Here is an 11,083-nt window from a genome sequence, read left to right on the forward strand (position 1 = left end):
AATCCTCCGGGCTACAGAATTGTTGGACGACGAAGATCATAAATGAGCATCGTCACGGAAAAAGGAAGCTCGCCCTGCTTCAGCTTCTCTTCCTCTTCGCCACCACGGTTACGATCAAGCCAGCCAAGTAACATGAGCAGAGCCGTTTGCGTTCGCCGCAATGGTTCACCTTCAATCAGGACATTGCCGCTGCCGACAATAAGATCACGGCTCCCCTGAACGTAAGCGAGAATGGCGGCGCTGCCCGCCTGAATTTTTAGGGTCAGGTCGGCATCCCCAGCGTCGCCATCAATGCGCAGGTGCTCCTTCGCCTGATCAATAGTCACAAGCTCGATCACGTCTTATCCCTCCCGTCACGTCCGCGCTTGGCGGCCAGCGTCCAGCCTTTCGAACCGGTTTCCCCTGGCTTGTCCTGTGTCGGTTCGTCACAGTGCCACAGCGAGCCGCCCCACGTGACCGTATCGCCCGGCTGGTATTCACCACCGGATTTGAATACGCCACGGTAGAGCATGACCGGAACATCGAAAGACCGGGTTTCACTGCTGCCGCTGGCGCGATTAACCGTCAGGGTAAAGCGGCGCGGTTCAGAACGTTCTATCTCCACAGCAGCCACGCCATCAACGACACATTCCCAGCCTCGCATGCCGTGTGTTTTCTCGTAAGAGCGCCACAGGCCACCGTTGTGGGTTGCATAACATCCACGCGGATAGCTCTTCTCTTCGTCGATAAAAGGAAGTATTTCGAGCGCCAGCGCGTCACGGCCATCACGGCCAGGCTCAGCGGCAGGCAACGCCGCAACCGCCTCGCTAACCAGCGTTTTTACATCAGGCAAAACGGGCATGGATGCGGTGACAAGCTCGTCCAGCATGGGCCTCACATCTTCAGGTGTCAGGCTTTTCCCGTCCTGTGGTACCGGAATAGCGGAAACGGCCACATCCACGGCCTCTTTTACCACCTGCGCCAGTACCTCCGGATCGTAATCCCTGCCATTTTCAGGCGCCGGAATGGCACCGACAGCTTTATCCACCATGTCCTGAAGCATGGGGCGAACATCATCGGCAGTGATGCTTTTCCCGTCCTGTGGCGGCGGTAACGTTGAAACAGCCTCCTGAACCATCGAGGAAAAATCCGGCAAAGCCGGTAACTCAGGCGCGGGAATCGCAGCGACGGCCGCAGAAACAAGTGCGGTAAAATCTGGCGGCGGGGCATCTTTCAGGGCACTGAAATCGGATGCAATCTGATCCAGTCTCCTGTCGATCGCTTCCCGGTGTTCGTTGAGGCTTTTGCTGAAACTCTCACGCATTTCAGTGATGACCTGGCCGAATTCCTCGCCCAGCACCTTTATCAGGGATAATTCGCGCTCATTCATTTTGTTAAAAATCCTCTGATTATTGCTTTGGTCACCGCCTGCTCAGCATCAGTCAGCGCTTTCCCTTCATTGTCAGTGGCAACAGGTTGCGGCTGCGTTGGTGCAGTGCTTTTCCCGAACGGATCATCAGAAGCATCACGGCGCGCCAGCGCCCCAAGGCTGAAGTTCTGCTGTTGCAGATAGAGATCGTCGCCCCCTTCAACCGGCGGCAAATTCTCGCGAAGCCGGGCCTCGTTTGGTTTCATGATGGTATTTTTAACCGCCTCACCGAGCGTTTTAATCCGGCGCTCACTGTCCATGCGCAGCAACGAATTCACGTCAAACTCGGTACCGGTGTTGCCATCCAGTTCAAAGGCTTCATCAAGCAACAACTCAATCGACTCGATAAGTGTCTGGAGACACTGTGAGTAATACTGTTGCTCAAGCGCTTCAATGTTGTCATAAGAAGGAAGAGCACCAATCCCGACCTTGTAAGCCGGCACATGGAAAACGGAACAGACAATCTCGGCAGACATCCGTAACTGTTCAACCATCTGTGCATCGGCAGCCGATACAGAGGTGGGGTTATATTTTGCCCCATTGCTCAGGATCGCTGTTTTCCCTGCGTTCTCTCCGGTATATCCGGTGTCCCAGTTAGTTTTCAGGAGGCGCGCGTTTTCCTCACTGATGCTGCCAGGCACCTCAATAACGCCGCTCGGCTTGCCGCCGTTACGAAAAAAGAATGCGGAATTTTTCTGTATGTGGTGTCCCTGCATGGCAGCCAGCCCGGCGGCGTAAATCGGCGAAAGGCCAATAAGCGGATGAAAAAGACAGTTGAAACGATCGTGAATAACCTCACGCGCGGGAACTGTCACAGAAGTTTCTATTCCGGTCATGTTGTCGGGGTTTATCTGGTAAAACACAGAGCCATCATCAGCCACCAGCGGCGTGACTTTGTTCCAGTCCAGAATACGAAGCTCCGTTATTTCTCCCCTGGTATTGCGTATTTTCAGGGCCACTGTGTTGCCGTGACAGAATTTTGACGTTACCCAGCTTTCAAAGAACTGGATCCTGTTCTGAAAGGCATTGGGTTTATTTAAAATTGCAGCAACCCCCCCTTTTCTGCTTTCCTTCCAGATCCCATTCGAATCACGGAGTATGAGCCGCAATGGCATCTTTGAGATATCGCTGGAAATCAGCGATATGCAGGAGAAAACGGCATAAAAGGAAAGTACAGTCGTCGGGTTAATTTCCAGATTGCGCTGCCAGGCACCGGCGAAAGGCTCACCGATAAGCGACATCCATCCGCCGCGGCTCGTTGGCTGCTGAAGAGCTTTTTCTTTTCTCCGGAAAGGATTCCACATTAACCAGCCCCCGCATTATTTTTCTTTCTCGTGCCACCAGCGCGTTTATCGCCGACATAGACAGCCTTGCCAAGCAGCACCAGCACCCTGGCGCACTGGTCATCCACAGATTTCTCATCACCGGGATGTGAATCATGCGTGCGTTGCAGATATCTGATTTTTGCCATGCAAAATGGCGGGGAAATTCCCCGCCCTCCTGTGCTGATTAGCTGCCCTGGGTGGTGCCGTAGTTCACACCGGAAATCACCGCAACCGCGGCGGTGCGACGGCGTTTCCAGTTAATCCAGCGTTCAGCGCGGATGGCCACACTGTTGGTCTGGAACATGGAGACCAGCTCGGTACCCGTCGCCGTGATGCTGTCGCCGGTCGGATCGCTTTCCATTTCAAGCGATGCCTCGCGGGACATATCGACTGCAACCCCGCCATCGTCAGCAAGGTAGATATCCGGCGCGTTGACCAGCACCAGCAGATTGCCGACGTACTGGGAGACGATCACCGGAAGCCCCTGGAAGGTACCGCCCAGCAGCGTCATTTCCGGGTATTCTTTCTGACCCAGTGCGTTTTTACGCATCGACAGCGCCAGCGCAGTGGTGCTGGACATCAGCCAGACCGCGCCATTCGGTTGCAGATTAGCCGCAACGAACACACCAAATGCTGCCGCAGCGTCATCGTCCGGATTACCGGTTGACGGGGTAGCGACGATGCCGTTGGTGATGGATGCCGGAGAAATACCGGCCGCCTCAGCCTTAGACGGATTAATGAAGTCCGTGTCCAGGCGGGCAATAACAGCTTCTGCCAGCGCATTACGCACCAGCGCATCGGCTGCCGGGTTAGAAAAGCGGATCAATTCATCGGTCAGCACCGCGATTGCAGCCACTTTAGCAAAGGCGAAGGTGATTGATTCAAAATCAAACTTCGTCAGCGGCTTCGCCTTGCCCTGGCCTACCCAGTTTGCCGAACCGCCTGATGTCTGCGCCGGAATGCGGATGTTAAACGGCACCTGGCGCAGCGCCGGGATATTGCCCTGGCCGAATCGGCCAATGATGGTCTGCGGTCGCAGGAATTCCACGAAATCCTGCGCATATTCCTGGTATTCCACCAGCGCGCCTGCCCATTTCGGATCGGTAGTGGTACCGGCACCCACAGCCGCTTTCAGTACGTGATGAAGCTTGGAATCGTCCGGATACTGCTTACGGGCGATCTCCAGCGCTTCGGAGCGACTGCCGTTCGCAGCGGCCAGCGCTTTGGCAAAGCGGGCAAAGGCGATACCTTTTTCCAGCTTATGATCAACGCGGATGATGCCCGGAGCACGGTTTTCCACCGTGTCCACGACACCCGCGGCGGCTTTGGCTACGGGTTTTGCAGTAGCCGCCATGTTATTTTCCATGTCACGCAGACGTTTGAGATGCGCGTCCACGGCTTTGATTTCTGTGGACGTGTTGTCGTAGCTCTCTTCTTCCTCCGCGTCCAGGGTGCGCCCTTCTTCAGCCGCTTTTGACATGATCTCGTCGAGAGAAGCTGCCAGCGCTGAACGCTTCACTTCGAAGCTCTTGATCTGTTCTGCAATATTCATGTTTTTTCCTTTTATTTCAGTCGGTTTTTTTGCTGTAGCGCCAGCAGATTGATGTAACTTGACCACCGGTTTCCCTGAGCCTGACGCGGCGAGTAACTGGCGATCGAAAGATTTAACGGTCTGGATGGAACATTCGGCGTTTGCCGGAATGGTTACCGCTGAGACCTCAAGGAGATCCCAGGCCAGAAAGCGGATACCACCTTCATCAAGGAAGGAATATTCAATGGGCCGGAAACCGATTGAGAGACCACGCACCAGACCAGCCTTGATGGATGCCCAGGCCTCATCGAGGCGCGCAGCCAGTTGTGACGGCATGTCCGGCGTGGGTTTCACCAGCTTCGCAGTGATTTCCAGTCCGTCTTTCGTCATTTTCGGCGTACAGGTGCCGATCGGCTGTGAGCGGTCGTGTTGCCAGAGGAATGGCGTATCGCTGCGAAACTTCGCGCCCTCCGGTTCAATAATATCCCCGTCACGGTCCGGCGACGGCGTGGAGGCGATGCCGGTAATGATCCGCTCATCCTCGTTTACCGCCTTGACCGTCATGAGGGTACATGCGCGATTAAGCGTCATTTGACTGCCTCCTGAAACGAAAAAACCCGCCGGAGCGGGTTGTTAATTAGTGTTAATAATCTGCCAGTCCAGGCAGGTACATCTGAACTTCGTCAACCATTCGTTCCCGTGCCGCAAGCAGTATTTTTTTGCGGCCACCGACGCCCCACTTCGCCATCTTGCTGGCGCATTGGCTCACATCTTTTGTTTCCGTGTTGATGATGTGATCAAGCCGATTGAGGCGGGATAGCGTGTCAATACCATTGCGAATTACCATCTGGAAGGTTTGATAAACCTTTATTTCAAACTCTACGCTGAGCCAGGCAGCATAGCGGATCGCTACCAACTCAAGGCTCCAGATACCGGGCTAAACACCGCCTTTAATGATTTTGACCGAAGCTATTTTTGTAGCTTTGGTTAGTTCCTGAACAAATTTTTTAACCTGTCCGCTTTTGATAAAGTTACTGGGGCGCTGAGATTCCGTTGCTTTTCCCTCAGCGACGGCAGCGGCATGGAGATCGTTAAGGTTATAGCGGCCCGCTTCGTCAACACGAACGGAAATACCGTTTACTGCTACGGTTGGATATTTCATGGTGAATTCCTTCAAAAAAGAGCCCTCAGTTCACGCAGGACAACCAGCACCCGAGAATCACCATAACTGGCGTCCTCTGAGGGCACTTTTGTGAATGGACTCGGGTTTGCATGCGCGCGTGACTGCGCTATGGAACACTGCTGGATCAAAAAACCCGCCGAAGCGGGTTGGTGAAAATTATTGAGTGGTGCGATCAGATGAAATGCACCTGATAATCCTGCTTTTTCGCCTCAGGATTCAGTGCCATAAGCGAAACTGCGTTGAACAGCGCCATGAGCGGATCAATCTTGCCTTTCCCGCTGGCCTGCTTGGTAATGAGAATGGCGTTACCTTTTGGCTCTACACGAGCGTTGCCCACACACCAGGCCATCATCGGCTGTCCACCATGAACCAGAACACCTTCAGCAAGCTTGCGCTCCGTGGTTTTAATGGCACCGCCAAGGCGCCAGCCCTGACTGACACCAACCACAGCATCAGCGGGAATTTCCGCCTCAATGAGCGCATCGAGGATCTGCCCGACACCGGACGGGTCAATGCCGATTTTGTCGAGCAGTTCCGTCCTGTGGATCCGGCTGACATATTCCGCCACTTCCTCCGTATCCTGCCCGACGCGCTTAACAATGGTCAGGTCACCGGCTTTCACAAAGTCGTTAAACCGGGATTCCTCGCTTTTACGGCGCCGGATTGCTATTTCGTGTGCCCAGGCATGACACCAGCAGAGCCATTCCCGCGTCTCGGCATCACGCCCGACGGCACTGAATCCCAGCAGGTCATCAAGTCCGCCGCCATCAATACCGACGGTGATCACCTCGGCACGCTGCAATAAATCGTCAAAACTTACGCGCTTAGCCTGCTGATCCCAGAAATCGACACCCGCCCAGCGATCACTGCGCAGGTTCAGGCCGATTTCGATATTGAGATGCTTCGCCAGAAATTGCTGCAGCGTGCCGTCTGTTTTTACCTGGTTTTTGCGGAGATTGTCCGCTATCCATTCCGGGCTGACGGAAAGGCCGATGTTGGGATTGGTAATATAAAAATTGTCAGGCTCGAGATACGCCTTGCTTTCCACCATGCTTTCCGGGAATTCGTAAAGGATCCCCAGCGTTTTTGGATCGCTGATTTTGCCGTCTCGTACATCACGCCAGTAATCAAGCCGCTCTTTAAATACACCCGCCGGGGGCTCGTCACTCTGGGTGGTCAGGTAAATCACCCATCCCTCGTTTCGCGATACCTGCCCGCCGAGCGCCTCCATAAACATGGCTTCAGCGTTGGCGCGCTTCCCGAAAAGCCACAATTCGTCCACCAGGATACGTCCTGATTTCTTACCGGAAACCGTATCGGTATCGGCCGCCACCACTTTAAGTGTGTTGCGGGTCACCCTGTGGGTGATTGTGCGGATATGGTCCTGAATCTGAAACATATCCGTCAGCTCTTCGTCGGCGCGTATCATACCGGCGGCAGGCTTAAAGCTGTTGTCTGCCACCTCTTTGGTCGGCGCGAGAATCAGATGTTCTTCATCTTCGCGCCAGCACAGTATCAGCGCGGTCAGCATAATTCCCGCGGCAATGGTCGATTTGGTGTTTTTCTTCGAGATCAGCAGACCATATTCGCGGATCAGCTGATTACCCGTATCAGCCTCATAACCACCAAAGATGGCTTTAACAAAATCAAAGACCCAGGCTTCAGAACATTCACCGAATGTGGGCTTGCCCGGCAGGTCTGATACCCGCAACTCACGGAAGATACCAAGCGCCTGCTCTGCCTGATCAGGAAAAATTGGCGGCGGGATGATGGACTGGCGGTTAACCAGTAGACTCTCCCATTCAGGGCATGCCGTGGACCACTGTGCCATGAATTACCCCTGCTTGTTATTTACCACCAGCTTTGGCGGTGCCATGGAACCAAATTTGCTGGCGCCTGCCGCCACTTTCGCTGCGGCGTTCCTCGCATCTTTTTTACCCGTCTCCCCTTTTTTGGGATGAATATAAGGCAGCATTGCCTTTGCCGCGTCCTTTCGGATGTCAATATCCTCACAGGCGTCGTTCATTACAGCCATCAGAAACTTGAGAGGATCATCATACTGACCTGCCACCTTGGGAGCTTCCGGCGGAGGTATTTTTTCCTCAGTGTTTACTGCTGGGGTATAAACATTTTTCCGGCTGGCAGGGACCTCATCAACTTCGATGGTTTCTTTCTTTTTGCGTTCAGTAAAAGCGATGACTTCCGGGTCTTTAGCAAGCTGCGAACCCTTTGACCGCGCGGATTTCTCCGAGTAGCCCGCCTTTATTGCCGCATCTTTCTGAGACATGCCGGACATCAGCGCCACCGCGAATTTTCGCTTCTGCGCTGTTAACATGTTTATACCCTCCAAAAGGGAATTTTTTCTGTGCGTGAGAGGGGGAGCGGTGTCCAGGGCGATCAATGTTTACTCCCGAACCTACCCCCCCGGTGATGAGAATCACTTTCATTTAAAGTAAAATCATTTCATTTGAAACCATTACCGACATCAGACCACGACGATTTGCTGATGATCACCGCTATCCGGCACGGCATGCTTCATGGCCTCTTCATCAGGCTGGCTGGTTGCCGCTTCGCGCGCCGACTTCCCGGAATGGCATTCTGTGCATAGTGTCCACAGGTTGCGCTCTGAGTTATCGCCGCCAAACTGCAATGCGAGTCGATGATCAAGCTCGCTCTCATGCAGGTCAACGACGCGCGAGCAAATGCAACAGTGTCCGCCATCACGTACCCAGATCCGCCGCTTGAGTCCCACGCGGGCGCTGCCACTGATGCGACGCTGCTCGCCATAAACAGGCTTGATGCGCCTCGTATCAATCACTTTCAACCTGGGTTTCAGTGTTGTTAGCTTAACCATGTAACCTCCAGGCGCGGCGCCGCTCGGTGCGAGGAATCTGGTCTGGATGTTGCTCGACAGGTTCACCATCAGCGTGATCAACCAGCGACCAGCAGGGATACACCACCGGCGCACCCCATGCGTCACCCAGCGCGAAGTCAGCGGGCTTTTTGCTGTCCCAGCGTGCCAGCACCCTCGGTAGATGCTGAGGCGGCACGCTGTAACACACGCCATGAATGAGCTGCGGCAACGTGATGTAGTCGGCGCGCGTCCTGTCGGCGGCAATCAGCCGTTCTGCAATCTGCGCCTGATACTGAGGCGGGCGACCAGTACCGAGATAGAAACTGATCAGTGAATCGGGGTGCTGCTCAACCCACCACATCGCACCTGAAAGAAGGTGATCTGTAGGCACTGCATCATCTTCGATGACAACTACCCTGCAAGCCTGGTTTGCAGCCCATTCGAGCGCGCGTCGGTGGTTCCAGTTAGCGCCATGGTGACCCTCATCAAGCATAATCGTGGCTTCAAGCATGCGCGCAAGGCGATAAGCACGGTCATAGCGACTGTGATGGCCAACCACAATAAACTTCACTTGTGCTGCCACCATGCCACCTCTTTACCAATACCGTTTGTTTTAAAGACCGTATGCACTGCCGGACCGGTCACGATGCGATCACCAAAGCGTTTCGCCACAATGCCGAACGCCAGCATGTCACCTACGGCTGCCGGTGCTTTCTCTGTCTTCCAGAAGCGGTGACACTCCAGCAGGTAATACAGCCGCACAATGCCATGAGCAAACGCCATCACGTCTTCACGCAGGCCGCCAAGCAGCCCGGCATTAAGCATCACATCGTTGCGGTGCTGGTCGATAAAGTCCTGATAGACGCGCTCCGGGTGATGCTGGCGCGCCCAGGCATCGGCATAGGTCTTTGGCTCGGAACCAACATAAACCATGCCCGGCACCATATCTGCCCACGGTTCGCGAAGCATTTCGACATCGGTACCGTCGGTACACCACACGGAGTGATACTCCGGATGATCGCGAAGGTGCTGACAGATATGCAGCCACCGCCGGAAATAAACGTTCATCGCTACTTCCGGCACATTGACCAGACTGGCACCGGGTGGTGCGCTGGTGAGCTGGTCTGCAAGCACAACCGCATCAGCGCCTTGGATAGATGCCGACCAGCGCGCGAGCATGTCGGGCTCGGCCGTCATACGCTCATTGCGCTGCGGGTCGGGCTGGCTGGTTAACAGCGTGGTGATCACCACATCATGCCGCTGGCGGTACTCTGCATAGCCGGTATACCCGGTGTCGCGCCGCTCGTTGTGAATCCGCACGTTGCGCTTAACCTGCTCTTCGCGATCCGGGCGCGGTACCGAACGTTCAACAAGTTCATGCTCGTCCAGCGAGTGAATGAGCTTTTCTGAACCAACCACATCGGCGAACGCCCACGACGTCAGCCCGGCATTGTGGATGCGCAGTGCCAGATCAGAATGTTCATACATGCCGCGACCATAAATCGGGTCAAAGCCGCCGACACGCTCAATCACGCTGCGGTGGTAGTAAAGCATCACGCCGCGCTGGCCAGTGTAAGCCACATGCTTATCATCGCGGTATAGCACCGCGATATCGTTGAGCTTGCGCGCTCCAGCCAGATCGAGGAACTGATAAGCCAGATGAGGCTCGGGTGAATTGATATAAGGCAACCACCAGCCATCAGTAATCGGCCATGCGTCATCGTCCCACAGGAAAATATGCTCGCACCCCGCATCCATCAGCGCGGACAGGCTGGCATTCTTCGTTGCCACAATGCCCAGCGATTTTTCGTGCCGGATCAGCTTAACGCCGTCGGGCACCGCTACTGGTGGCTGTGAACCATCGTCAACAACAACCACCAGCGCGCCAGCGGGAAGATACTGGAGATGATGCTCCAGCGCCTGACTGAGAACGCCAGCACGGTTATGAGTAGAAATAGCGATACCGATGCGGCTGGTGGCCGTGTTACAGACAGGCGCATACGGGACACCATCGATAGTGACCTTCATAAAGCTTCCTTTTAGATGTGAGCCTGTCGCATGGGACAGCCGCCCGAGAAAACAGCTTTCCCCAGGCTCACGACTGAAAGACTCTCGATTGTTTAGCGCATGCGAAGCGCAATAAAAAAGGCCGCCGTAGCGACCATGGTTTTAGATACGAGTGTTACTGAGGATCGGTAATAAACTGCGGTATGCTGGAATCAATCGTCCTGACACTAATAAAGCTGCCTGTCAGGTCAGAAACCTTAACAGTGCGTCCACCGCTCCATTCTTCGTAATGGAAGGGAACCTCAGTTAACTTTCCATCAATGATGACCTGCATCATGGTTGTTTCGTCTTGGGTCATAGCACCGCCCATAAAAGCCACCAGTTTAAGCCAGTTGCTTTTTTATAATAAATTTTGATTATTGGATTTGATGATAATAGGTCTTTATCTTTTCAATTAATGATTTATTAACTTTGAAAGAGAAAGTTTGCCCTGTAGTTAAACTAACGACACACCTAAAATCTTGTGGATCAGCCCCCTGCTTCTTAAGCCCTTTGGCGATTTCCTTGATCCAAGTATCACTCTCATCAAGTTCAATCCATAGGGTAGCTTGCTCACCATACTCTAATTTTTTTGGTAATTTTTCTGAATATCGAGAATCGAAGGGCTGGTAAAAAGTTATACTCTTTTTGAATTCCCAAATTACTGACGTAACAGTGACAGTATAAAGCGACAGGTTTGTTACGATAATTGAGACACCTTTATTTTGATATGGCC

12 protein-coding genes and 1 pseudogene are annotated in these 11,083 nt (G+C 53.9%); all 13 read right to left on the reverse strand.

Going from position 1 to position 11,083, the window contains the following annotated elements; all coding sequences use genetic code 11:
* Positions 1-11: 11 nt before the first annotated feature.
* A complete protein-coding gene (locus DFO56_RS13270) occupies positions 12-338 on the reverse strand; it encodes a head-tail connector protein (RefSeq protein ID WP_045514687.1) in 327 nt (108 codons plus the stop codon).
* On the reverse strand, positions 335-1,369 hold the full coding sequence (locus tag DFO56_RS13275) for a phage portal protein (protein ID WP_045514685.1): 1,035 nt from the start codon (positions 1,367-1,369) through the stop codon (positions 335-337). The genes DFO56_RS13270 and DFO56_RS13275 overlap by 4 nt, the downstream gene beginning before the upstream one ends.
* The gene (locus DFO56_RS13280; protein WP_045514682.1) at positions 1,366-2,712 is read right to left on the reverse strand and encodes a phage portal protein; all 1,347 of its coding nucleotides are present in this window, start codon (positions 2,710-2,712) and stop codon (positions 1,366-1,368) included. Before DFO56_RS13280 ends, DFO56_RS13275 begins: the two co-directional genes overlap by 4 nt.
* Positions 2,712-2,879: a hypothetical protein gene (locus DFO56_RS24825; RefSeq protein WP_162836387.1), complete on the reverse strand. Its 168-nt coding sequence runs from the start codon at positions 2,877-2,879 to the stop codon at positions 2,712-2,714. The genes DFO56_RS13280 and DFO56_RS24825 overlap by 1 nt, the downstream gene beginning before the upstream one ends.
* 38 nt (positions 2,880-2,917) lie before the next feature.
* The gene (locus DFO56_RS13285) at positions 2,918-4,855 is read right to left on the reverse strand and encodes a phage major capsid protein (protein ID WP_045514680.1); all 1,938 of its coding nucleotides are present in this window, start codon (positions 4,853-4,855) and stop codon (positions 2,918-2,920) included.
* A 52-nt stretch (positions 4,856-4,907) separates the two neighbouring features.
* Positions 4,908-5,426, reverse strand: a pseudogene (locus tag DFO56_RS13290) (KilA-N domain-containing protein).
* 193 nt (positions 5,427-5,619) lie between these two features.
* Positions 5,620-7,278 (reverse strand): terminase large subunit, encoded by a 1,659-nt coding sequence (locus tag DFO56_RS13295; protein WP_045514674.1) that lies wholly within the window; start codon positions 7,276-7,278, stop codon positions 5,620-5,622.
* A 3-nt stretch (positions 7,279-7,281) separates the two neighbouring features.
* Positions 7,282-7,782, reverse strand: coding sequence for a terminase small subunit (locus DFO56_RS13300; RefSeq protein ID WP_045514707.1), 501 nt, complete (start codon positions 7,780-7,782; stop codon positions 7,282-7,284).
* 150 nt (positions 7,783-7,932) lie between these two features.
* Entirely contained in the window at positions 7,933-8,301 is a 369-nt protein-coding gene (locus DFO56_RS13305) for an HNH endonuclease (RefSeq protein WP_045514672.1), read from the reverse strand.
* Positions 8,294-8,887 (reverse strand): hypothetical protein, encoded by a 594-nt coding sequence (locus DFO56_RS13310; protein WP_045514670.1) that lies wholly within the window; start codon positions 8,885-8,887, stop codon positions 8,294-8,296. The genes DFO56_RS13305 and DFO56_RS13310 overlap by 8 nt, the downstream gene beginning before the upstream one ends.
* The gene (locus DFO56_RS13315) at positions 8,869-10,329 is read right to left on the reverse strand and encodes a glycosyltransferase family 2 protein (protein WP_045514668.1); all 1,461 of its coding nucleotides are present in this window, start codon (positions 10,327-10,329) and stop codon (positions 8,869-8,871) included. The genes DFO56_RS13310 and DFO56_RS13315 overlap by 19 nt, the downstream gene beginning before the upstream one ends.
* A 154-nt stretch (positions 10,330-10,483) precedes the next feature.
* Positions 10,484-10,666 (reverse strand): hypothetical protein, encoded by a 183-nt coding sequence (locus DFO56_RS13320; RefSeq protein ID WP_147271676.1) that lies wholly within the window; start codon positions 10,664-10,666, stop codon positions 10,484-10,486.
* A gap of 58 nt (positions 10,667-10,724) precedes the next feature.
* Positions 10,725-11,083, reverse strand: a 359-nt coding sequence (locus DFO56_RS24740) for a hypothetical protein (RefSeq protein WP_158539531.1), incomplete at its 5' end; no start/stop codon positions are given.

Source organism: Kosakonia sp. AG348 (assembly GCF_003337365.1).
Taxonomy (GTDB): Bacteria; Pseudomonadota; Gammaproteobacteria; order Enterobacterales; family Enterobacteriaceae; genus Kosakonia.

Coding starts and splice junctions, on each gene's coding strand:
- DFO56_RS13275 (WP_045514685.1), bottom strand. CDS start 1,369: ATGAATGAGCGCGAATTATCCCTGATAAAGGTGCTGGGCGAGGAATTC.
- DFO56_RS13280 (WP_045514682.1), bottom strand. CDS start 2,712: ATGTGGAATCCTTTCCGGAGAAAAGAAAAAGCTCTTCAGCAGCCAACG.
- DFO56_RS24825 (WP_162836387.1), bottom strand. CDS start 2,879: ATGGCAAAAATCAGATATCTGCAACGCACGCATGATTCACATCCCGGT.
- DFO56_RS13285 (WP_045514680.1), bottom strand. CDS start 4,855: ATGACGCTTAATCGCGCATGTACCCTCATGACGGTCAAGGCGGTAAAC.
- DFO56_RS13295 (WP_045514674.1), bottom strand. CDS start 7,278: ATGGCACAGTGGTCCACGGCATGCCCTGAATGGGAGAGTCTACTGGTT.
- DFO56_RS13300 (WP_045514707.1), bottom strand. CDS start 7,782: ATGTTAACAGCGCAGAAGCGAAAATTCGCGGTGGCGCTGATGTCCGGC.
- DFO56_RS13305 (WP_045514672.1), bottom strand. CDS start 8,301: ATGGTTAAGCTAACAACACTGAAACCCAGGTTGAAAGTGATTGATACG.
- DFO56_RS13310 (WP_045514670.1), bottom strand. CDS start 8,887: ATGGTGGCAGCACAAGTGAAGTTTATTGTGGTTGGCCATCACAGTCGC.
- DFO56_RS13315 (WP_045514668.1), bottom strand. CDS start 10,329: ATGAAGGTCACTATCGATGGTGTCCCGTATGCGCCTGTCTGTAACACG.
- DFO56_RS13320 (WP_147271676.1), bottom strand. CDS start 10,666: ATGACCCAAGACGAAACAACCATGATGCAGGTCATCATTGATGGAAAG.